The organism is Kosakonia sp. CFBP8986, from assembly GCF_034044935.1.
In the GTDB taxonomy this organism is placed as follows: Bacteria; Pseudomonadota; Gammaproteobacteria; order Enterobacterales; family Enterobacteriaceae; genus Kosakonia; species Kosakonia cowanii.
In genome coordinates, this window is sequence record NZ_JAXCXB010000002.1 from 330,503 (window position 1) to 352,358 (window position 21,856).

General features: G+C 56.3%; 19 protein-coding genes. 17 read left to right on the top strand and 2 right to left on the bottom strand.

Annotated features, from left to right (window positions below; all coding sequences use genetic code 11):
• Positions 1-142: 142 nt before the first annotated feature.
• The 4 genes from yfbV (at position 143) to SOM48_RS05285 (ending at position 3,827) form a co-directional block, all read left to right on the top strand.
• The gene (gene yfbV / locus SOM48_RS05270) at positions 143-598 is read left to right on the top strand and encodes a terminus macrodomain insulation protein YfbV (RefSeq protein WP_023479712.1); all 456 of its coding nucleotides are present in this window, start codon (positions 143-145) and stop codon (positions 596-598) included.
• Positions 599-753: 155 nt separating this feature from the next.
• Positions 754-1,248: a YfbU family protein gene (locus SOM48_RS05275; RefSeq protein ID WP_054803341.1), complete on the top strand. Its 495-nt coding sequence runs from the start codon at positions 754-756 to the stop codon at positions 1,246-1,248.
• Positions 1,249-1,258: 10 nt separating this feature from the next.
• Positions 1,259-1,918: a sugar phosphatase gene (locus tag SOM48_RS05280; RefSeq protein WP_076770192.1), complete on the top strand. Its 660-nt coding sequence runs from the start codon at positions 1,259-1,261 to the stop codon at positions 1,916-1,918.
• A gap of 76 nt (positions 1,919-1,994) precedes the next feature.
• Positions 1,995-3,827: an SLC13 family permease gene (locus SOM48_RS05285; protein WP_139965236.1), complete on the top strand. Its 1,833-nt coding sequence runs from the start codon at positions 1,995-1,997 to the stop codon at positions 3,825-3,827.
• Between the two features lie 19 nt (positions 3,828-3,846).
• Here the strand turns inward: SOM48_RS05285 and yfbR are convergent, their stop codons facing one another.
• Both yfbR and SOM48_RS05295 read right to left on the bottom strand, forming a co-directional pair.
• On the bottom strand, positions 3,847-4,446 hold the full coding sequence (yfbR, locus tag SOM48_RS05290) for a 5'-deoxynucleotidase (protein WP_023479739.1): 600 nt from the start codon (positions 4,444-4,446) through the stop codon (positions 3,847-3,849).
• 79 nt (positions 4,447-4,525) lie between these two features.
• A complete protein-coding gene (locus SOM48_RS05295) occupies positions 4,526-5,740 on the bottom strand; it encodes a pyridoxal phosphate-dependent aminotransferase (protein WP_054803343.1) in 1,215 nt (404 codons plus the stop codon).
• Positions 5,741-6,681: 941 nt separating this feature from the next.
• Between SOM48_RS05295 and lrhA the strand changes: the two genes are divergently transcribed.
• The 13 genes from lrhA (at position 6,682) to nuoM (ending at position 21,856) form a co-directional block, all read left to right on the top strand.
• The gene (gene lrhA, locus SOM48_RS05300) at positions 6,682-7,617 is read left to right on the top strand and encodes a transcriptional regulator LrhA (RefSeq protein WP_094421246.1); all 936 of its coding nucleotides are present in this window, start codon (positions 6,682-6,684) and stop codon (positions 7,615-7,617) included.
• Positions 7,618-8,247: 630 nt separating this feature from the next.
• Positions 8,248-8,691 carry an NADH-quinone oxidoreductase subunit NuoA gene (gene nuoA / locus SOM48_RS05305; protein ID WP_034812950.1) on the top strand — a complete coding sequence of 148 codons (444 nt, stop codon included), beginning with the start codon at positions 8,248-8,250 and terminating at the stop codon, positions 8,689-8,691.
• Positions 8,692-8,706: 15 nt separating this feature from the next.
• Positions 8,707-9,381 (top strand): NADH-quinone oxidoreductase subunit NuoB, encoded by a 675-nt coding sequence (gene nuoB / locus SOM48_RS05310; RefSeq protein WP_023479723.1) that lies wholly within the window; start codon positions 8,707-8,709, stop codon positions 9,379-9,381.
• 90 nt (positions 9,382-9,471) lie between these two features.
• On the top strand, positions 9,472-11,274 hold the full coding sequence (nuoC, locus tag SOM48_RS05315) for an NADH-quinone oxidoreductase subunit C/D (protein WP_152526125.1): 1,803 nt from the start codon (positions 9,472-9,474) through the stop codon (positions 11,272-11,274).
• A 2-nt stretch (positions 11,275-11,276) separates the two neighbouring features.
• Positions 11,277-11,777 (top strand): NADH-quinone oxidoreductase subunit NuoE, encoded by a 501-nt coding sequence (nuoE, locus tag SOM48_RS05320; RefSeq protein ID WP_320511566.1) that lies wholly within the window; start codon positions 11,277-11,279, stop codon positions 11,775-11,777.
• Complete coding sequence (gene nuoF, locus SOM48_RS05325) at positions 11,777-13,114, top strand: NADH-quinone oxidoreductase subunit NuoF (RefSeq protein ID WP_023479635.1); 1,338 nt, start codon at positions 11,777-11,779, stop codon at positions 13,112-13,114. Before nuoE ends, nuoF begins: the two co-directional genes overlap by 1 nt.
• Before the next feature lie 89 nt (positions 13,115-13,203).
• The gene (gene nuoG / locus SOM48_RS05330; RefSeq protein WP_139965238.1) at positions 13,204-15,930 is read left to right on the top strand and encodes an NADH-quinone oxidoreductase subunit NuoG; all 2,727 of its coding nucleotides are present in this window, start codon (positions 13,204-13,206) and stop codon (positions 15,928-15,930) included.
• The gene (nuoH, locus tag SOM48_RS05335; RefSeq protein ID WP_094421240.1) at positions 15,927-16,904 is read left to right on the top strand and encodes an NADH-quinone oxidoreductase subunit NuoH; all 978 of its coding nucleotides are present in this window, start codon (positions 15,927-15,929) and stop codon (positions 16,902-16,904) included. The genes nuoG and nuoH overlap by 4 nt, the downstream gene beginning before the upstream one ends.
• Positions 16,905-16,921: 17 nt before the next feature.
• On the top strand, positions 16,922-17,464 hold the full coding sequence (nuoI, locus tag SOM48_RS05340) for an NADH-quinone oxidoreductase subunit NuoI (protein WP_023479728.1): 543 nt from the start codon (positions 16,922-16,924) through the stop codon (positions 17,462-17,464).
• A gap of 11 nt (positions 17,465-17,475) precedes the next feature.
• Positions 17,476-18,030, top strand: coding sequence for an NADH-quinone oxidoreductase subunit J (gene nuoJ / locus SOM48_RS05345; RefSeq protein ID WP_023479675.1), 555 nt, complete (start codon positions 17,476-17,478; stop codon positions 18,028-18,030).
• Positions 18,027-18,329 carry an NADH-quinone oxidoreductase subunit NuoK gene (nuoK, locus tag SOM48_RS05350; RefSeq protein WP_023479838.1) on the top strand — a complete coding sequence of 101 codons (303 nt, stop codon included), beginning with the start codon at positions 18,027-18,029 and terminating at the stop codon, positions 18,327-18,329. Before nuoJ ends, nuoK begins: the two co-directional genes overlap by 4 nt.
• A complete protein-coding gene (nuoL, locus tag SOM48_RS05355) occupies positions 18,326-20,167 on the top strand; it encodes an NADH-quinone oxidoreductase subunit L (RefSeq protein ID WP_023479646.1) in 1,842 nt (613 codons plus the stop codon). Before nuoK ends, nuoL begins: the two co-directional genes overlap by 4 nt.
• 162 nt (positions 20,168-20,329) lie before the next feature.
• Positions 20,330-21,856 carry an NADH-quinone oxidoreductase subunit M gene (gene nuoM, locus SOM48_RS05360; protein WP_054803347.1) on the top strand — a complete coding sequence of 509 codons (1,527 nt, stop codon included), beginning with the start codon at positions 20,330-20,332 and terminating at the stop codon, positions 21,854-21,856.

Sequence of the window (21,856 nt, forward strand, 5' to 3'; positions counted from 1 at the left end):
ACCTATTCGTCTAAGGCCTGGTAAAGGCCGCCACAGAATACCCGATAGCAGGTGGGATTGACAAAAAATTTTAACGTTGTCATTCACAGTTGTTGTTTTGCATAAAATTTTTAATTTTTATACGTGAAGTTGAGGTAAAGCCATGTCAAATCCTGAGATTCGACCCGTCAGTTTCTTCAGTTTATTTCGCCGGGGTCAGCACTATGCGAAGACCTGGCCTATGGAAAAACGCCTCGCTCCCATGTTTGTAGAGAACCGTACCATTCGCGCGACACGCTATGCGATTCGCTTTATGCCGCCGCTGGCAATCTTCACGCTCTGCTGGCAAATCGCCCTCGGCGGGCAGCTCGGCCCGGCTGTTGCCACCGCGCTGTTTGCCCTGAGCCTGCCGATGCAGGGGTTATGGTGGCTGGGCAAGCGCTCGGTCACGCCGCTGCCGCCCTCGATTCTGAACTGGTTCTATGAAGTGCGCGGTAAGTTGCAGGAGGCGGGCCAGGCGCTGGCACCGGTTGAAGGCAAGCCGGACTACCAGGCGCTGGCCGATACCCTTAAGCGCGCCTTTAAGCAGCTGGATAAAACCTTTCTTGATGAGCTGTAAAGTTGTGCGTGATTGATAAGAAGAGAGCATCCCCGGATGCTTTCTTTTTTGGTAGATACGCGCAACACCCCCGGCAAATCAAGAAAGCACCTTTTACTCACAGGTAGACTGAGGCCAACTTATTTTACTGCGCCGAAGTGCCACAGGAGTCGAAGATGGAAATGACCAATGCCCAACGTCTGATCTTATCCAATCAATACAAGATGATGACCATGATGGACCCGGCTAATGCGGAGCGTTATCGCCGTTTGCAAACCATTGTCGAACGGGGATATGGTTTGCAGATGCGCGAGCTGGATCGCGAATTCGGCGAGCTGAAAGAGGAAACGTGCCGCAACATCATCGATATCATGGAGATGTATCACGCACTCCACGTCTCCTGGACCAACATGAAAGATAACGCCACCATTGACGAGCGTCGCGTCACTTTCCTCGGCTTCGACGCCGCGACCGAAGCGCGCTACCTCGGGTATGTTCGCTTTATGGTTAATATTGAAGGGCGCTATACCCATTTCGATGCCGGTACCCACGGCTTTAATGCCCAAACGCCGATGTGGGATAAATACCAGCGTATGCTGAGCGTGTGGCACGCCTGCCCGCGCCAGTACCACTTGAGCAGTAACGAAATTAATCAAATTCTCAACGCCTGAGGAGGTGAACGTGCAGTGCAAAGGCTTTCTGTTTGATCTGGATGGAACCCTGGTGAATTCACTCCCCGCCGTTGAGCGAGCCTGGTGCAGCTGGGCCGATCGCTTTGGCATCAGCCATGACGAGGTGCTGAATTTTATTCACGGCAAACAGGCCATCACCTCACTGCGTCACTTTATGGCGGGTGCCTCAGAAGCGGAGATTGCGGCTGAATTTACCCGCCTTGAGGAGATAGAAGCGTCAGACACTAACGGTATTACGCCGCTGCCGGGCGCGATTGAACTGCTTCAGCATCTGGATGCCTCCGCGATTCCGTGGGCCATTGTCACCTCCGGCTCGGTGCCGGTTGCCCATGCCCGCCATCGCGCGACCGGTTTGCCGATGCCGAAAGTCTTTGTCACCGCCGAACAGGTGAAGCATGGCAAGCCTGAACCGGATGCCTACCTGCTCGGTGCTGAGCTGTTAGGGCTGGCACCGGAAACCTGTGTGGTAGTCGAGGATGCAGCTGCGGGCGTGCTCTCCGGCCTCGCCGCCGGGTGTCACGTGATTGCGGTCAATGTGCCGCCGGGTTCACCGGGGCTTGAGAAGGTCGACTTCTCGCTGACCAGCCTCGAGGCGATAAGCGTCACAAAACAGCATGACGGCATCGTCAGCGTCGATCTAAAAGCCTGATTCAATGATGTAACCCCACCCCGGTGGGGTTTTTTTATGGCACTCTTTTACCACTCTCAACAAACAAGGACAGGTTGTGAACGGTGAATTGATTTGGGTTCTCTCTCTGCTGGGTATTGCCGTGGTGCTCTTTGCGACGAGCAAAGTGCGCATGGACGCAGTGGCCCTGTTTGTCATTGTCGCTTTTGTGCTGAGCGGCACCCTGACCCTTCCCGAAGCACTCTCCGGTTTTAGCGATCCAAACGTTATTTTGATTGCCGCGCTGTTTATTATCGGCGACGGGCTGGTGCGCACCGGCGTGGCAACCAATATGGGCGCCTGGCTGGTGACGATGGCGGGCAGCAGCGAAACCAAAATGCTGGTACTGCTGATGATCACTGTCGCCGGGCTGGGTGCCTTTATGAGTTCGACCGGCGTAGTGGCGATTTTCATCCCGGTGGTGTTGAGCGTCTCGCTGCGCATGCAGGTCTCGCCGTCGCGGTTAATGATGCCGCTCAGCTTCGCCGGGCTGATTAGCGGCATGATGACGCTGGTGGCGACGCCGCCAAACCTGGTGGTGAACAGCGAACTGCTGCGCGAAGGGCTGGAGGGGTTTGGCTTTTTCAGCGTCACGCCGCTTGGCCTGGTTATCCTGCTGCTCGGCATCGTCTATATGCTGTTGATGCGCTTTACGCTGAAGGCGGAGGGGAGCGACGCCCAGCGCGAGAGCTGGAAGCGGCGCTCGTTTCGCGATCTGATCCGCGAGTATCACCTGGCGGGCCGTGCGCGGCGGTTAGCTATTCGCCCCGGCTCGCCGATGATTGGTCAGCGCCTCGACGATCTGCAACTGCGTGAGCGCTATGGTGCCAACGTTATCGGCGTTGAGCGCTGGCGGCGTTTTCGGCGGGTGATTGTTAACGTCAATGGCGTCTCGGAGTTTCGCGCCCGTGATGTGCTACTGATTGATATGTCCTCCGCGGATGTCGACCTGCGCCAGTTCTGCGTCGAGCAGCAGCTGGAGCCAATGATCCTGCGCGGGGAGTACTTCTCCGACCAGGCGCTGGATGTCGGCATGGCGGAAGTCTCGCTGATCCCCGATTCCGAACTGCTGGGCAAAACGGTGCGCGAAATCGGTTTTCGTACCCGCTACGGTCTGAACGTGGTGGGCCTGAAGCGCAACGGCGTGGCGCTGGAAGGGGCGGTGACTGATGAACCTCTGCAACTCGGCGACATTTTCCTTGTGGTCGGTAACTGGAAGTTAATCAGCCAGCTTGCCGGACACGCCCGCGACTTTGTGGTGCTGAACCTGCCCGTTGAAGAGAGCGCGGCTTCGCCAGCGCACAGCCAGGCACCGCATGCGATTTTCTGCCTGGTATTGATGGTTGCGCTGATGCTGACCGACGATATTCCCAATCCGATTGCCGCCATTATCGCCTGCATGCTAATGGGGAAATTCCGCTGCATCGACGCCGAGAGCGCCTATAAAGCGATCCACTGGCCGAGCATCATTCTGATTGTTGGCATGATGCCTTTTGCACTGGCGCTGCAAAAAACCGGCGGCGTCGATCTGGTAGTGAAAGGGCTGATGGAGCTGGGCGGGGGTTATGGCCCGCATCTGATGCTGATCTGTCTGTTTGTGATGTGCGCGGCGATAGGGCTGTTTATCTCCAATACCGCCACGGCTGTCTTAATGGCACCCATTGCGCTGGCGGCGGCGAAATCGATGGGCGTCTCGCCTTATCCCTTCGCCATGATGGTGGCGATGGCCGCCTCTGCCGCCTTTATGACGCCGGTCTCATCGCCGGTGAACACGCTGGTATTAGGGCCGGGCAACTACCGGTTCAGTGACTTTATCAAACTCGGTGTGCCCTTTACGCTGCTGGTGATGATGGTGTGCGTGGTGATGATCCCGATGCTGTTTCCCTTTTAACCGGGCGTGTTCGCCCTTGTTATAAGGGCGAATCCTGGCTGATCTCATCCAGCGACAGCTGGAAGCTCGGCACAAACACCTGCATAAAGTAGTCCATCTCCGGGCTGCGCCGGGCCTCGAGGGTTTTCTCCAGCCGCGATTTGGCCAGCAGAAACTCATTGTTGCCGGCGGAAAGCTCTTCGAGGCACTTCAGGTAGGCGCAGAGCGCATCGGCCTGTTTAACAATTAATCGCTCCTCTTCGCTGTAGTGATGCTCATCAATCAGCGGAGCGAAAATATCCTGCAACTCTTCGGGTACCATTTCCACCAGCTTCTGCTGGGCGATCTTCTCAATCGCTTTGTACTCCTGGGCAATCTGCGAGTTGAAGTACTTTACCGGCGTCGGAAGATCGCCGGTGATCACTTCAGAGGCATCGTGATAAATCGCCAGCAGCGCAATGCGCTCTGCGTTAAGCGCACCGCCGAATTTGCGGTTTTTGATCGCTGCCAGCGCGTGCGCGACCATCGCCACTTGCAGGCTATGCTCGGAGACATTCTCGGTGCGCACGTTGCGCATCAGCGGCCAGCGGTTGATCAGTTTCAGGCGGGAGAGGTGGGCGAAGAAGTGACTCTGACTCATAGTTAACCTTGTCTTGAATGCGACTGGAACCATTGTGCGCAGAGAGTGGGGGAAGATGCAAACCTTCCCCCAGGGTCAATTATTGATGATAGCCGGAGAGGAAACGCCCGAAGCGGGTGATCGCCATTTCCAGATCGTCCTCGCGCGGCAGGGTGACGATGCGCACGTGATCCGGCCACGGCCAGTTGAAGGCGGTGCCCTGAACCAGCAGCACCTTCTCCTGCAGCAGGAAGTCGAGCACCATCTTCTGGTCATCCAGAATATTGAAACGTTTCGCGTCGATTTTCGGGAACATATAGAGCGCGCCGCTCGGTTTTACGCAGGAGACGCCGGGAATGTCGTTAATCAACTCCCACGCGCGGTTGCGCTGCTCATAGAGACGCCCGCCGGGCACGATAAATTCGCTGATGCTCTGATAGCCGCCGAGCGCGGTCTGGATCGCATGCTGCGCCGGCACGTTGGCGCACAGGCGCATTGAGGCGAGCATCTCCAGCCCTTCGATATAACCTTTGGCGTGCTTTTTCGGCCCACTCAGCACCATCCAGCCCTGGCGGAAACCAGCCACGCGGTAGGTTTTCGACAGCCCGTTAAAGGTGATGGTGAAGAGATCCGGTGCCAGCGCAGCGATAGAGTGGTGCTGCGCTTCGTCGTAGAGGATCTTGTCGTAGATCTCATCGGCGAAAATAATCAGGTTGTGCTGGCGTGCCAGCTCGACAATCTCCAGCAGCAGCTCTTTTGAGTAGACTGCGCCGGTCGGGTTGTTCGGGTTAATGATCACAATGCCGCGCGTGCGCGGGGTGATTTTGGCGCGGATGTCGTCCAGATCCGGGAACCAGCCGGCGGATTCATCACAAAGGTAGTGCACCGCTTTGCCGCCGGAGAGCGACACTGCCGCGGTCCACAGCGGATAGTCCGGCGCCGGGACCAGCATCTCATCGCCGCTGTTCAACAGCGCCTGCATCGACTGCACGATCAGCTCAGAGACGCCGTTGCCGATATAGATATCTTCAACAGTGACTTCACGCATGCCGCGCGCCTGATAGTGCTGCATGATCGCTTTACGGGCAGAGTAGAGCCCCTTTGAATCGCAGTAGCCCTGGGCGCCAGGGAGGTTGCGGATCACATCGACCAGAATCTCATCCGGGGCTTCGAAGCCGAACGGGGCAGGGTTACCGATGTTGAGTTTGAGAACTTTGTTGCCTTCTTCTTCCAGACGCTTTGCTTCTTTAAGAACCGGGCCACGGATGTCATAACAGACGTTATCTAACTTGCTGGATTTTTCGATGGAGGACATGAACCTTTGCCTTTTTACTGGAATCGCCACTCCCTGCCGTGGAAGTGAATACGGAACAATGTACTCCCACGCCCGCCTGTTTTGAAGGGTTAACAGGAGAAGATTTTGCCAGGCCGGGCAGTTGCCTTTAACGATCTTTTAACTATTAAATGTTCGCTTTTGCTCTTTTCCATGCTAACTAATCGCAAACTGATAGTAATAAGTGTCAGTTAAATATCTGTTAATGATATTTTCCACCGCATAGAACCCTTCCCGCAGTGCGGGATTTAATTTTTTGCTACCTTCGGCAGGACAATAGAGATGAGATCGAGTGTATAAAGAGGAGATATAAAGTAACGGTTAGCATCCCGCTTTGTTGCTGTGAAGATAATGTTAATTTCTATTAAAGAGATCCATTTCCAGAACCGTTCGCTATTTAATATTGAGAATAGTAACTATGACCATCACTAATATTTATATGTCTCATTTTTTCGTACTGACATTTTAAGAATTTAAGATAATTCGTATTAACGCTTATAAATAAAAAGGTTTTGGGGTAAACTCAGACAGCCTGAAAGGGCGCTCAGGGGCAAAGCCCTGAGTTCAGTAAGGTTGAATTCTTAATTTTACTTAATTGCTATTACTCTTTTTTTACTTCAGAGCCTCTGTTGGGTTCACCTTTATCTGCGACGCGCGATGTTAAATCGGTATTCGCCGCGAAAGACGCGTTTTAAATGCATCAACACCATTTGGCTGGTTTATATATCCCCGAGCGGGATGTTTGCCAAATAAAAGACGTTGAGTTCTGCTTGCATCAGGTGGCGAACAAAAACATCACACACATTGCCTGGCTTCATCGGCAATGGCAGTGCAGGATGCGCTTTTTAAATGGACTTACTTAATCTTATGAACACAGCATAAACCCGGGGCACGCAACGCGAGCAACCCGTAAGTGAAAAATGATGATAAATGCAAATCGTCCGATACTGAATCTCGACCTCGATCTGCTGAGAACCTTTGTTGCAGTCGCGGATTTAAACACCTTTGCAGCCGCCGCTGCTGCGGTTTGCCGTACGCAATCCGCTGTAAGCCAGCAAATGCAGCGCCTTGAACAGCTAGTGGGAAAAGAGCTGTTCGCCCGTCATGGCCGCAATAAATTGCTGACTGAGCACGGTATTCAGCTTTTAGGCTATGCGAGAAAGATCCTGCGCTTTAATGACGAAGCCTGCACCTCGTTAATGTTCAGCAATTTGCAGGGCGTATTAACTATTGGTGCGTCAGACGAGTCCGCCGATACGATCCTGCCGTTCCTGCTTAATCGTATTAGCTCGGTCTATCCAAAGCTGGCGCTGGATGTGCGGGTAAAACGCAATCCGATGAGCAGCGATCAGCTTCAGGAGGATGAAGTTGATCTGGTGGTGACCACGCATCGTGTCCAGCCGTTTGACTATTTAACGCTGCGCACCTCACCGACGCTCTGGTATTGCGCGGCCGAGTATGTGCTGCAAAAAGGGGAGGCGGTGCCGCTGGTCCTGCTGGATGAGCCGAGCCCGTTCCGCGATATGGTGCTTAACGCGCTTAATGAGGCCGAGATTCCATGGCGCATGGCCTATGTGGCCTCAACGCTCTCGGCGGTGAAAGCAGCCGTTAAAGCAGGCCTTGGCGTCACGGCACGACCGGTCGAGATGATGAGTCCTGACCTGCGGGTACTAAGTCACGCTGAAGGCTTCCCGGCCTTGCCGGAAACGGAATATCTGCTCTCGCGCAACCCGAACAGCGGGAACGAGTTGGCGCAGGTGATTTTCGATGCCATGGAGCACTATCGCGATCCCTGGCACTACAAAGGATCTACTCCGGAAGGGGGAGATGAACAACTGCTGGTTGATGGCGATTTCTAGCTAACATTTCGCCGCAAACTGGTAACAATTTGTAAGTGTAAAAATGGCCCACTGATGAGAGAAACCATCACAGTGGGTCATTTTTTGCACAAATAATAAGCATCTGAATTATTCCCGCTCTAAATCATTATTTCTTTCAATCTGTTAATCCACCTCACAGCACAATCCCCCTTTATCATCTATAGTCTTTCATGCTCTCTGCTCATGTTAAAAATCAAGCAAGATTGTTGCCGAATCATTGTATGAATTAACAAAAGCGTGTCTCAGATCAAAAAAATACCTCCGCAGAGGGGGAGGAATCCTGGGTAAATCCTGTCAAAATAGGAGGGTAATTTTTGTAATCCTCCACAACGGACTCGATTCAACACCGGATTTTGCCGCAGGAAAAGTTGTTGCTGGTCAATAAAACGGCACTAAATGTTAATGGATTGCTGCCGATGTAAACTAATGTGAGGAAACTTTTGTTAAAGTTGACAAAAGGTTATAGAAAGGAGTAAAAACCCACATCATTTAGCTGTTTTTCAGCTTTTTGCACAGTAAGTATGTGGTTTTTTATTCCTCCCCGTGAATCGATGTGGCGTCATCTGCCAGCAAGAGCAGAGGTTTTAACGCTACCTTTTGAGTTAAGCAATGCGTATGTCAACATCCACTGAAATCATCGCTCATCACTGGGCATTCGCTGTCTTTCTTATTGTCGCCATCGGCCTCTGTTGCCTGATGCTGGTCGGCGGTCGGTTTTTGGGCGGACGCGCGCGCGCAAGGCACAAAAACGTACCTTTCGAATCTGGTATCGACTCCGTCGGTTCCGCTCGCTTACGTCTCTCCGCCAAGTTCTATCTGGTCGCCATGTTCTTCGTCATCTTCGATGTCGAAGCGCTCTATCTCTACGCATGGTCTACGTCCATTCGTGAGAGTGGCTGGGTGGGATTTGCCGAAGCCGCAATTTTTATCTTAGTGCTGCTGGCTGGTCTGGTTTATCTGGTGCGTATTGGCGCGCTCGATTGGACGCCGGTGCGTTCGCGCCGCGCGCAGGTTAACCCTGAGACCAACAGCTACACTGACAGTCAACGCTAACCGCGAGGCAATAAGATGGATTATACGCTCACCCGCATAGATCCTAACGGTGAGAACGACCGTTACCCCCTGCAAAAACAGGAGATCGTAACTGACCCCCTGGAACAAGAGATCAACCGTAGCGTCTACATGGGCAAGCTCGAAAATGTCCTGCACGATATGGTTAACTGGGGTCGTAAGAACTCTATTTGGCCGTACAACTTCGGCCTTTCCTGCTGCTACGTCGAGATGGTGACCTCGTTTACCGCCGTGCACGACGTGGCGCGTTTTGGTGCAGAAGTACTGCGTGCCTCGCCGCGTCAGGCTGACCTGATGGTCGTTGCCGGTACGCCGTTCACCAAGATGGCACCGGTTATCCAGCGCCTCTATGACCAGATGCTGGAGCCGAAATGGGTTATCTCCATGGGTGCCTGCGCAAACTCTGGCGGTATGTACGACATCTACTCCGTTGTGCAGGGCGTCGACAAATTTATCCCGGTGGATGTTTACATCCCAGGCTGCCCGCCGCGTCCTGAAGCCTATATGCAGGCGCTGATGCTGCTGCAGGAGTCGATTGGCAAGGAGCGTCGTCCGCTCTCCTGGGTGGTTGGCGATCAGGGCGTGTATCGCGCCAATATGCAGTCAGAGCGTGAACGTAAACGCGGTGAACGTATTGCCGTCACCAACCTGCGTTCGCCGGACGAGATTTAATTTGCGCCTGTGGGCAAGGGTAAAAAGCGTCGCATTTCAATAATCCAATAACGCGACGCACTGCCCCACAGTCACCACGGACCCTTTGCAATGGTGAAAAATATGACCGATTTAACTGCGCAAGAAGCCCCATGGCAGACCCGGGATCATCTGGATGATCCGGTCATTGGCGAATTGCGCAACCGTTTTGGGCCGGATGCCTTTTCCGTTCAGGCGACCCGCACCGGGGTACCCGTCGTTTGGGTGAAGCGTGAGCAGTTACTGGAAGTGGTCGATTTCTTAAAGAAATTACCGAAGCCTTACGTCATGCTGTTCGATCTTCACGGCATGGACGAGCGTCTACGCACACACCGCGCCGGTCTGCCCGCCGCGGATTTTTCCGTTTTCTACCACTTCCTGTCGATCGATCGTAACAGCGACATCATGCTGAAAGTGGCCCTCGCAGAAAACGATTTGCATGTGCCGACCATCACTAAACTCTTCCCGAACGCCAACTGGTATGAGCGTGAAACCTGGGAGATGTTTGGTGTTACTTTTGATGGCCACCCGCATCTGACGCGCATCATGATGCCGCAGACCTGGACCGGCCACCCGCTGCGTAAAGACTACCCGGCGCGCGCCACCGAATTCGATCCGTTTGAGCTGACCAAAGCCAAGCAGGATCTGGAGATGGAAGCGCTGACCTTTAAGCCGGAAGATTGGGGCATGAAGCGCGGCACCGATAACGAGGACTTTATGTTCCTCAACCTCGGTCCAAACCACCCCTCTGCGCACGGTGCGTTCCGCATCATTCTGCAGCTTGATGGCGAAGAGATCGTCGACTGCGTGCCGGATATCGGTTATCACCACCGCGGCGCGGAGAAGATGGGCGAACGCCAGTCATGGCACAGCTACATTCCTTATACCGACCGCGTTGAGTACCTCGGCGGCTGCGTCAATGAGATGCCGTACGTACTGGCGGTCGAGAAACTGGCAGGCATTACCGTGCCGGAACGCGTGGAAGTGATCCGCGTGATGCTCTCTGAGCTGTTCCGCATCAACAGCCACCTGCTCTATATCTCTACCTTTATTCAGGACGTCGGCGCGATGACGCCGGTCTTCTTCGCCTTTACCGATCGTCAAAAAATCTACGATCTGGTGGAAGCGATCACCGGTTTCCGTATGCACCCGGCATGGTTCCGCATCGGCGGCGTCGCGCACGATCTGCCGCGCGGCTGGGATCGCCTGCTGCGCGAGTTCCTCGACTGGATGCCGAAACGTCTGGCTTCCTATGAGAAAGCCGCACTGCGTAACTCCATTCTGAAAGGCCGTGCTCAGGGCGTTGCCGCTTACGGCGCGAAAGAGGCGCTGGAGTGGGGCACCACCGGCGCAGGCCTGCGTGCTACCGGCATCAACTTTGACGTGCGTAAAGCGCGCCCGTACTCCGGCTATCAGAACTTCGACTTCGAAATCCCGGTCGGCGGTGGCGTCAGCGACTGCTACACCCGCGTGATGCTGAAAGTGGAAGAGCTGCGCCAGAGCCTGCGCATTCTTGAGCAGTGCCTCAACAATATGCCGGAAGGGCCGTTCAAAGCGGATCACCCGCTGACCACGCCGCCGCCGAAAGAGCGCACGCTGCAACATATCGAAACCCTGATTACTCACTTCCTGCAGGTATCGTGGGGCCCGGTGATGCCGGCCAACGAATCCTTCCAGATGATTGAAGCAACCAAGGGTATCAACAGTTACTACCTGACCAGTGACGGCAGCACCATGAGCTACCGTACCCGTATTCGTACGCCGAGTTTCCCGCATCTGCAGCAAATTCCGGCGGCAATCCGCGGCAGCCTGGTCTCAGACTTGATTGTCTACCTGGGTAGTATCGATTTTGTTATGTCAGATGTGGACCGCTAATTATGCACGAGAATCAACAACCAGAAACCGGGGCTTTTGAGCTGAGTGCGGCAGAGCGTGAGGCAATTGAGCACGAGAAGCACCACTACGAAGACCCGCGTGCGGCGTCCATTGAAGCGCTGAAGATCGTTCAGAAACAGCGTGGCTGGGTGCCGGACGGCGCAATTTACGCTATCGCCGACGTGCTGGGCATTCCGGCGAGCGATGTCGAAGGCGTGGCAACGTTCTACAGCCAGATCTTCCGCCAGCCGGTCGGCCGCCATGTGATCCGCTACTGCGACAGCGTGGTGTGTCACATCACTGGCTATCAGGGGATCCAGTCGGCGATTGAGAGCCACCTGAAGATCAAGCCGGGCCAGACCACGTTTGATGGCCGCTTTACGCTGCTGCCAACCTGCTGTCTCGGCAACTGCGACAAAGGGCCGACCATGATGATCGATGAGGACACCCACAGTTCTCTGAAGCCGGAAACGATCCCTGACTTGCTGGAGCGGTATAAATAATGAAGACCATTATCCGTACTCCCGAAACCCATCCGCTGACCTGGCGTCTGCGCGATGACAAACAGCCGGTCTGGCTTGAAGAGTATCAGAGCAAGAACGGCTATGCCGGTGCGCGTAAAGCCCTGACCGGGCTGGCACCGGACGAAATCGTCAACCAGGTAAAAGACGCTGGCCTGAAAGGGCGCGGCGGCGCGGGCTTCTCCACCGGTCTTAAGTGGAGCCTGATGCCGAAAGACGAATCGATGAACATCCGTTACCTGCTGTGTAACGCCGATGAGATGGAGCCGGGCACCTATAAAGACCGCCTGCTGATGGAGCAGCTGCCGCACCTGCTGGTGGAAGGCATGCTGATCTCCGCCTTTGCGCTGAAGGCCTATCGTGGCTACATCTTCCTGCGCGGAGAGTACATCGAAGCGGCGGTGCATCTGCGCCGCGCCATTGCTGAAGCCACCGAAGCGGGCTTCCTTGGCAAAAATATTCTCGGCAGCGGGTTCGATTTCGAACTTATCGTCCATACCGGCGCAGGTCGTTACATCTGCGGCGAAGAGACGGCGCTGATCAACTCGCTGGAAGGGCGTCGCGCGAACCCGCGCTCAAAACCGCCTTTCCCGGCAAGCTCCGGCGTATGGGGTAAACCGACTTGCGTTAACAACGTCGAAACCCTGTGTAACGTCCCGGCAATCCTTGCCAACGGCGTGGAGTGGTATCAGAACCTGTCGACCAGCAAAGATGCCGGTACCAAACTGATGGGGTTCTCCGGGCGCGTGAAAAACCCGGGCGTCTGGGAGCTGCCGTTTGGCACTACCGCACGTGAAATCCTTGAAGAGTACGCGGGCGGCATGCGCGACGGGCTTAAATTCAAAGCCTGGCAGCCGGGCGGCGCGGGAACCGACTTCCTTACCGAAGCGCACCTCGATCTGCCGATGGAGTTCGAAAGCATCGGTAAAGCGGGCAGCCGTTTAGGTACCGCGCTGGCGATGGCTGTTGACCATGAAATTGGTATGGTGCCGCTGGTGCGTAACCTGGAAGAGTTCTTCGCCCGCGAGTCCTGCGGCTGGTGTACGCCGTGCCGCGATGGTCTGCCGTGGAGCGTCAAAATCCTGCGTGCGCTGGAGCGTGGCGAAGGCCAGCCTGGCGATATCGAAACCCTGGAGCAACTCTGCCGCCAGCTGGGGCCGGGTAAAACCTTCTGCGCACACGCGCCGGGTGCGGTTGAACCGTTACAGAGCGCAATTAAGTATTTCCGCGAAGAGTTCGAAGCGGGGATCAAGCAGCAATTCAGCAATACCCATGCGATTGGCGGTATCCAGCCAAACCTGCTGAAAGCGCGCTGGTAATGGTTCCCCCTCATCGTGAGCAGGTGAGGGGACGCGGAACGAATTTTGATTAATTCTCAGCTCCGGCTGAGACAACTGGAAGCATGCTAATGGCTACTATTCACGTAGACGGCAAAGAATACGAGGTAAACGGCGCAGACAACCTGTTAGAGGCTTGTCTCTCGTTGGGCCTTGATATTCCTTATTTTTGCTGGCATCCGGCGCTGGGGAGCGTGGGTGCGTGCCGCCAGTGTGCGGTGAAGCAATATCAAAACGCGGAAGACACGCGTGGCCGCCTGGTTATGTCCTGTATGACACCGGCATCCGACGGCACATTTATCTCTATTGACGATCACGAAGCGAAAGAGTTCCGTGAGAGCGTGGTGGAGTGGTTGATGACCAACCACCCGCATGACTGTCCGGTCTGCGAAGAGGGCGGCAACTGCCACCTGCAGGATATGACCGTTATGACCGGTCACAGCTTCCGTCGCTACCGTTTCACCAAACGTACGCACCGTAACCAGGACCTCGGCCCGTTCATTTCTCACGAGATGAACCGCTGTATCGCCTGCTACCGCTGTGTGCGCTACTACAAAGATTATGCCGACGGTACCGACCTGGGCGTCTATGGCGCACATGACAACGTCTACTTCGGCCGCCCGGAAGAGGGCACGCTGGAGAGCGAGTTCTCCGGTAACCTGGTTGAAATCTGCCCGACCGGCGTTTTCACCGATAAAACCCACTCCGAGCGCTATAACCGTAAATGGGATATGCAGTTCGCACCGAGTATCTGCCAGCAGTGCTCGATCGGCTGTAACACCAGCCCGGGCGAGCGTTACGGCGAACTGCGTCGTATCGAGAACCGCTATAACGGCACGGTTAACCACTACTTCCTCTGCGACCGCGGTCGTTTCGGCTATGGCTACGTCAATCTGAAAGATCGTCCGCGCCAGCCGGTACAGCGTCGCGGCGACGATCTCATCACCCTCAACGCCGAACAGGCGATGCAGGGCGCGGCGGATATTCTGCGCCAGTCGAAGAAAGTGATCGGCATCGGTTCTCCGCGCGCAAGCGTTGAGAGCAACTTCGCGCTGCGCGAACTGGTCGGTGCGGAGAACTTCTATACCGGTATCGCGAAAGGCGAGCAGGAGCGACTGACGCTGGCACTGAAAGTGCTGCGCGAAGGTGGCATCCGTACCCCGGCGCTGCGTGAAATCGAATCTTACGACGCGGTGCTGATCCTCGGCGAAGATGTGACCCAGACCGGCGCGCGCGTCGCGCTGGCGGTACGTCAGGCGGTGAAAGGCAAAGCCCGCGAAATGGCGGCGGCGCAGAAAGTCGCCGACTGGCAGATTGCGGCGATCATGAATATCGGTCAGCGCGCTAAACATCCGCTGTTTGTCACCAACGTCGACAGCACCCGTCTGGACGACATCGCTGCGTGGACCTACCGCGCGCCGGTGGAAGATCAGGCACGTTTAGGCTTTGCCATCGCCCATGCGCTGGATAACTCCGCACCGGCGGTTGACGGCCTGAGCAGCGATCTGCAGGGCAAAGTGGATGTCATTGTCCAGGCACTGGCCGGGGCGAAGAAGCCGCTGATTATCTCCGGCACCAACGCCGGTAGCACCGACGTGATCCACGCGGCGGCAAACGTGGCGAAAGCGCTGAAAGGGCGCGGTGCCGATGTCGGCATCACCATGATTGCCCGCTCCGTTAACAGCATGGGCCTCGGCCTTATTGGCGGCGGCAGCCTCGATGATGCACTCTCCGAACTGGAGAGCGGCAGCGCCGACGCGGTCGTGGTGCTGGAAAACGATCTGCACCGTCACGCTTCTGCTGCGCGCGTAGATGCTGCGCTGGCGAAAGCGCCGCTGGTGCTGGTGGTCGATCATCAGCGCACGGCGATTATGGATAACGCCCATCTGGTGCTCTCTGCGGCAAGCTTCGCGGAAAGCGATGGCACGGTCATCAACAACGAAGGCCGCGCTCAGCGCTTCTTCCAGGTTTATGACCCGAGCTACTACGACAACAAAGCGCTGATGCTGGAAAGCTGGCGCTGGCTGCACTCGCTGCACAGCACCGTGCTGAACCGCGAAGTGGACTGGACGCAGCTCGATCATGTGATCGACGCCGCCGTCGCCGCGCTGCCGCAGCTGGCGGGCATTAAAAATGCCGCACCGGATGCCAGCTTCCGCATTCGCGGGCAGAAACTGGCGCGTGAGCCGCACCGCTACAGCGGTCGTACCGCGATGCGCGCCAATATTAGCGTCCACGAACCGCGTCAGCCGCAGGATAAAGACACCATGTTCGCCTTCTCAATGGAAGGGAACAACCAGCCTTCAGCTCCGCGCTCGCAAATTCCGTTTGCCTGGGCACCGGGCTGGAACTCCCCGCAGGCCTGGAACAAATTCCAGGACGAAGTGGGCGGGCACCTGCGTCACGGCGATCCGGGCGTACGCCTGATTGAAGCGACGGAGAGCGGGCTGGATTACTTCACCGTCGTTCCGGGCGCTTTCAGCGCACAGGATGGCGAGTGGCGTATCGCGCCTTACTATCACCTGTTCGGCAGTGATGAGCTGTCGCAGCGTTCGCCGGTGTTCCAGAGCCGTATGCCGCAGCCTTACATCACGCTTAACCCGGCTGATGCCGCGAAGCTTGGCGTAAACGCAGGCGCACACGTCTCCTTCACCTACGAAGGGCAGACCCTCAGCCTGCCGCTGCAGGTATCGGAAGGTCTGACGGCGGGGCAGGTCGGTTTGCCGATGGGCATGCCGGGTATTGCACCGGTGCTGGCCGGGGCACGTCTTGAAAATCTGCGGGAGGCGCAAGCATGAGCTGGTTAACACCGGATGTTATCGACATTCTGTTAAGCATTCTGAAAGCGGTGGTCATCCTGCTGGTGGTTGTCACCTGCGGCGCCTTCATGAGCTTTGGCGAACGTCGCCTGCTCGGCCTGTTCCAGAACCGTTATGGGCCGAACCGTGTGGGCTGGGGGGGTTCACTCCAGCTGGTCGCGGACATGATCAAGATGTTCTTTAAAGAGGACTGGATCCCGCGCTTCTCAGATCGCGTGATCTTCACCCTCGCGCCGGTGATCGCCTTCACCTCGCTGCTGTTAGCCTTCGCCATTGTGCCGGTCAGCCCCACCTGGGTGGTGGCCGACCTCAATATCGGGATCCTCTTCTTCCTGATGATGGCGGGTCTGGCAGTCTACGCGGTGCTGTTCGCTGGCTGGTCCAGTAACAACAAATACTCCCTGCTCGGCGCGATGCGTGCCTCTGCGCAAACCCTGAGCTACGAAGTGTTCCTCGGGCTGTCGCTGATGGGCGTGGTGGCGCAGGCCGGTTCATTCAATATGACCGACATCGTCAACAACCAGGCGGGTTTGTGGAACGTCATTCCGCAATTCTTTGGCTTCGTTACCTTCGCTATCGCGGGTGTTGCGGTGTGTCACCGTCACCCGTTTGACCAGCCGGAAGCGGAGCAGGAGCTGGCGGATGGTTACCATATTGAATACTCCGGCATGAAGTTCGGTCTCTTCTTCGTCGGCGAGTATATCGGTATCGTCACCATCTCTGCGCTGATGGTCACCCTCTTCTTTGGTGGCTGGCAGGGTCCGCTGTTACCGCCGTTTATCTGGTTCGCGCTGAAAACCGCGTTCTTTATGATGATGTTCATTTTGATTCGCGCCGCACTGCCGCGTCCTCGCTACGATCAGGTGATGTCTTTCGGCTGGAAAATCTGTCTGCCGCTGACACTGCTTAACCTGTTGGGCACGGCGGCAGTCATTCTTTGGCAGGCGCCGTAATAAGGGGTGATGAGACCATGACGTTAAAAGAGTTATTCGTGGGCTTTGGCACCCAGGTTCGCAGTATCTGGATGATCGGCCTGCATGCGTTTGCCAAACGCGAAACGCGTATGTACCCGGAAGAGCCGGTTTACCTGGCCCCGCGCTACCGTGGCCGTATCGTGCTGACGCGCGATCCGGACGGCGCAGAGCGCTGCGTGGCCTGTAACCTGTGTGCGGTTGCCTGTCCTGTTGGCTGTATCTCGCTGCAGAAAGCGGAAACCGTTGATGGCCGCTGGTATCCGGAGTTTTTCCGTATCAACTTCTCGCGCTGCATCTTCTGCGGCATGTGCGAAGAGGCGTGCCCGACTACAGCGATTCAGCTGACGCCGGACTTCGAACTCGGTGAGTTCAAGCGCCAGGATCTGGTGTATGAAAAAGAGGATCTGCTGATCTCCGGTCCGGGCAAATACCCGGAATATAACTTCTACCGGATGGCAGGTATGGCAATCGACGGCAAAGATAAGGGCGAAGCGGAAAACGAAGCCAAGCCTATCGACGTCAAAGGCCTGTTACCGTAAGGAGAGGGGCAATGGAGTTCGCTTTTTATATCTGTGGCCTGATCGCCATCCTGACGACGGTACGCGTTATTACGCATACCAATCCGGTGCATGCGCTGCTGTACTTGATCATCTCTCTGCTGGCGATTGCCGGGGTTTTCTTCTCCCTCGGCGCGTACTTCGCCGGGGCGCTGGAGATCATCGTCTACGCCGGGGCCATCATGGTGCTGTTCGTCTTCGTGGTGATGATGCTCAACATGGGCAATTCGGTGGTCGAGCAGGAGCGTAACTGGCTCACGCCGCAAATCTGGATTGGTCCTGCGGTGCTCTCTGCGGTGCTGCTGGGCGTCATGATCTACGCCATTATGGGCGTTAACGATCAGGGCATCGAGGGCACGGCGATTGGCGCGAAAGCGGTCGGTATCACGCTGTTTGGTCCTTACGTTCTGGCGGTTGAGCTGGCCTCAATGCTGCTGCTGGCAGGTCTGGTTGTCGCGTTCCACCTTGGACGTGAAGAGAGACCTGGCGAATTGCTGAGCAATCGCACGGATGACCGCGCGAAAAGAAAAACGGAGGAGCACGCATGATCCCGTTACAACATGGATTGATCCTCGCGGCGATTTTGTTTGTGCTGGGTCTGACTGGTCTGGTTATTCGCCGCAATCTGCTGTTTATGCTGATTGGGCTTGAGATCATGATCAACGCCGCCGCGCTGGCCTTTGTGGTCGCCGGCAGCTACTGGGGCCAGACCGACGGTCAGGTAATGTATATTCTCGCCATTAGCCTTGCCGCTGCGGAAGCGAGCATTGGCCTGGCGCTGCTGCTGCAACTTCATCGTCGCCGCCAGAGTCTGAATATCGATTCAGTAAGTGAGATGCGTGGATGAACATGCTCGCCTTAACCATTATTTTTCCTCTTATTGGCTTTGTGTTACTGGCTTTCTCCCGTGGTCGCTGGTCGGAGAATCTCTCCGCCGCCGTTGGCATGGGCTCCATTGGTCTCTCGGCGCTGGTCACGGCGCTGGTTGGCGTTGAGTTCTTCAATAACGGCCAGCAGGCGTTTGTTCAGCCGTTGTGGACGTGGATGGCGGTCGGTGATTTCAATATCGGTTTCAACCTTGTGCTGGACGGCCTGTCGCTGACCATGCTCTCGGTAGTAACCGGCGTTGGCTTCCTGATCCATATGTTCGCCTCCTGGTATATGCGTGGGGAGGAGGGCTACTCCCGCTTCTTCGCCTACACCAACCTCTTTATCGCCAGCATGGTGATTCTGGTGCTGGGCGATAACCTGCTGCTGATGTACCTCGGCTGGGAAGGCGTGGGTCTCTGCTCCTATCTGCTGATCGGTTTCTACTACACCGATCCGAAGAATGGCGCAGCAGCGATGAAAGCGTTTGTCGTCACCCGCGTTGGTGACGTCTTCCTCGCGTTCGCACTGTTCATCCTCTACAACGAGCTGGGCACGCTGAACTTCCGCGAGATGGTCGAGCTGGCACCGCAGCACTTCGCTAACGGCAACCATATGCTGATGTGGGCAACCCTGATGCTGCTGGGCGGCGCGGTCGGTAAATCGGCACAGCTGCCGTTGCAGACCTGGCTTGCAGACGCGATGGCTGGCCCGACGCCGGTCTCTGCGCTGATCCACGCCGCAACGATGGTTACCGCAGGTGTCTACCTGATTGCCCGTACCCACGGCCTGTTCTTGATGACGCCGGAAGTGCTGCATCTGGTCGGTATCGTTGGTGCGGTCACGCTGCTGATGGCTGGTTTCGCCGCGCTGGTGCAGACCGATATCAAACGCGTACTCGCCTACTCGACGATGAGCCAGATTGGTTACATGTTCCTGGCGCTTGGCGTACAGGCATGGGACGCGGCGATTTTCCACCTGATGACGCACGCCTTCTTTAAAGCGCTGCTGTTCCTCTCCTCCGGTTCGGTGATCCTCGCCTGCCACCACGAGCAGAACATCTTCAAGATGGGCGGCCTGCGTAAGTCGATTCCGCTGGTGTATGCCTGCTTCCTGGTCGGTGGCGCGGCGCTCTCTGCACTGCCGCTGATTACCGCGGGCTTCTTCAGTAAGGATGAGATCCTCGCAGGAGCGGTAGCGAACGGTCACGTTAACCTGATGATTGCGGGTCTGGTCGGGGCGTTTATGACCTCGCTCTACACCTTCCGTCTGATTTTCATTGTCTTCCACGGCAAAGAGCAGATTCACGCCCACGCAGGGAAGGGGATTACCCATCACCTGCCGCTGATTGTGCTGCTGATCCTCTCCACCTTTGTTGGCGCGATGATTGTGCCACCGCTGCGCGGCGTCCTGCCGGAAACGGCTGAGCTGGCGCACAGCAGCGTGGTGATGCTGGAAGTAGCCTCTGGCGCAGTGGCGGTGATCGGCATTCTGCTGGCCGCCTGGCTGTGGCTGGGTAAACGCACGCTGGTGACATCGATTGCCAACAGCGCGGCGGGCCGCTTCTTCGGCACCTGGTGGTTTAATGCCTGGGGCTTCGACTGGCTCTACGATCGCATCTTCGTGAAACCGTATCTGGGCGTGGCCTGGCTGCTGAAGAGCGATCCGCTGAATGCGCTGATGAACATTCCGGCGATCCTCTCCCGCTTTGCCGGAAAAGGACTGCTGTTCAGCGAGAACGGTTATCTGCGCTGGTATGTTGCCTCCATGAGTATCGGTGCCGTTGTGGTGCTCGGTCTGCTGATGGTGTTGCGCTGAGTTCCTGGGCCGGGGAGCAGAGGTGTTCTCCGGCCTAAGAGCAGAATCTGAATTTTGTGAAAATTCGTTGAAAATCAGGTCCGAAAGGACAGGCAGTAACGGTGAAGTCAGATGACGAGCCAGAAAGCCTGAGCTGGACTTAAACAAGGAATATGAATCGCCATGTTATTACCCTGGCTAATATTGATTCCCTTTATCGGTGGTTTCCTGTGTTGGCAAACCGAGCGCTTCGGCGTGAAGGTGCCGCGCTGGATCGCCCTGATCACCATGGGACTGACGCTGGCGCTCTCTCTGCAACTCTGGTTGCAGGGTGGCTACTCTTTATCGCAGGCTGCCGATTTCCCGACGTGGCAGGAGAGCTTTAAACACGACTGGATCCCGCGCTTCGGCATCACTGTCCATCTGGCGATGGACGGTCTGTCGCTGCTGATGGTCGTACTGACCGGCTTCCTTGGCGTGCTGGCGGTTCTCTGCTCCTGGCGTGAAATCGAGAAATATCAGGGCTTCTTCCACCTGAACCTGATGTGGATCCTCGGCGGCGTTATCGGCGTGTTCCTTGCCATCGACATGTTCCTGTTCTTCTTCTTCTGGGAAATGATGCTGGTGCCGATGTACTTCCTGATTGCGCTGTGGGGCCATAAAGCCTCCGACGGGAAGACGCGTATCACCGCGGCAACGAAATTCTTCATCTATACCCAGGCAAGCGGCCTGGTGATGTTGATTGCCATCCTCGGCCTGGTGTTTGTGCACTACAACGCCACCGGCGTGTGGACCTTCAACTATGAAGAACTGCTGAAAACGCCGATGTCCCACAACGTTGAATACCTGCTGATGCTCGGCTTCTTTATCGCCTTTGCGGTGAAAATGCCGGTGGTGCCGCTGCACGGCTGGCTGCCGGATGCGCACTCGCAGGCACCGACCGCGGGTTCCGTTGACCTCGCGGGGATCCTGCTGAAAACCGCCGCTTACGGTCTGCTGCGCTTCTCGCTGCCGCTCTTCCCGAACGCCTCGGCAGAGTTCGCACCGATTGCCATGTGGCTGGGCGTAATTGGTATCTTCTACGGCGCGTGGATGGCCTTCACGCAGACCGATATCAAACGTCTTATCGCCTACACTTCCGTTTCCCACATGGGCTTCGTACTGATTGCCATCTACACCGGCAGCCAGCTGGCCTACCAGGGCGCAGTGATTCAGATGATTGCCCACGGTCTTTCGGCGGCAGGTCTGTTTATTCTCTGTGGTCAGCTTTACGAACGTCTGCATACCCGCGATATGCGCATGATGGGCGGTCTGTGGAGCAAGATTAAGTGGCTACCGGCGCTGTCGATGTTCTTCGCTGTGGCGACGCTGGGGATGCCGGGTACCGGTAACTTCGTCGGTGAGTTCATGATCCTGTTCGGTAGCTACCAGGTTGTACCGATGATTACCGTGATCTCCACCTTCGGTCTGGTCTTCGCCTCCGTTTACTCGCTGGCGATGCTGCATCGCGCTTACTTCGGTAAAGCGAAGAGCGAAATCGCGAACCAGACGCTGCCGGGTCTGTCACTGCGCGAGCTGTTTATGATCCTTATCCTGGTCGTGCTTCTGGTACTGCTTGGCTTCTATCCGCAGCCGATTCTGGATACCTCGCACGCTGCGATGGGCAATATCCAGCAGTGGTTTGTTAACTCCATTACTACAAGGCCGTAA

Bases quoted from the DNA above. Each gene is read 5' to 3' on its own strand.
- lrhA (WP_094421246.1), top strand. From the start codon at position 6,682: ATGATAAATGCAAATCGTCCGATACTGAATCTCGACCTCGATCTGCTG.
- SOM48_RS05295 (WP_054803343.1), bottom strand. From the start codon at position 5,740: ATGTCCTCCATCGAAAAATCCAGCAAGTTAGATAACGTCTGTTATGAC.
- SOM48_RS05275 (WP_054803341.1), top strand. From the start codon at position 754: ATGGAAATGACCAATGCCCAACGTCTGATCTTATCCAATCAATACAAG.
- nuoJ (WP_023479675.1), top strand. From the start codon at position 17,476: ATGGAGTTCGCTTTTTATATCTGTGGCCTGATCGCCATCCTGACGACG.
- yfbV (WP_023479712.1), top strand. From the start codon at position 143: ATGTCAAATCCTGAGATTCGACCCGTCAGTTTCTTCAGTTTATTTCGC.
- nuoB (WP_023479723.1), top strand. From the start codon at position 8,707: ATGGATTATACGCTCACCCGCATAGATCCTAACGGTGAGAACGACCGT.
- nuoG (WP_139965238.1), top strand. From the start codon at position 13,204: ATGGCTACTATTCACGTAGACGGCAAAGAATACGAGGTAAACGGCGCA.
- yfbR (WP_023479739.1), bottom strand. From the start codon at position 4,446: ATGAGTCAGAGTCACTTCTTCGCCCACCTCTCCCGCCTGAAACTGATC.
- nuoI (WP_023479728.1), top strand. From the start codon at position 16,922: ATGACGTTAAAAGAGTTATTCGTGGGCTTTGGCACCCAGGTTCGCAGT.
- nuoM (WP_054803347.1), top strand. From the start codon at position 20,330: ATGTTATTACCCTGGCTAATATTGATTCCCTTTATCGGTGGTTTCCTG.
- nuoC (WP_152526125.1), top strand. From the start codon at position 9,472: ATGGTGAAAAATATGACCGATTTAACTGCGCAAGAAGCCCCATGGCAG.
- nuoL (WP_023479646.1), top strand. From the start codon at position 18,326: ATGAACATGCTCGCCTTAACCATTATTTTTCCTCTTATTGGCTTTGTG.
- nuoA (WP_034812950.1), top strand. From the start codon at position 8,248: ATGCGTATGTCAACATCCACTGAAATCATCGCTCATCACTGGGCATTC.
- nuoK (WP_023479838.1), top strand. From the start codon at position 18,027: ATGATCCCGTTACAACATGGATTGATCCTCGCGGCGATTTTGTTTGTG.
- nuoF (WP_023479635.1), top strand. From the start codon at position 11,777: ATGAAGACCATTATCCGTACTCCCGAAACCCATCCGCTGACCTGGCGT.
- nuoH (WP_094421240.1), top strand. From the start codon at position 15,927: ATGAGCTGGTTAACACCGGATGTTATCGACATTCTGTTAAGCATTCTG.
- nuoE (WP_320511566.1), top strand. From the start codon at position 11,277: ATGCACGAGAATCAACAACCAGAAACCGGGGCTTTTGAGCTGAGTGCG.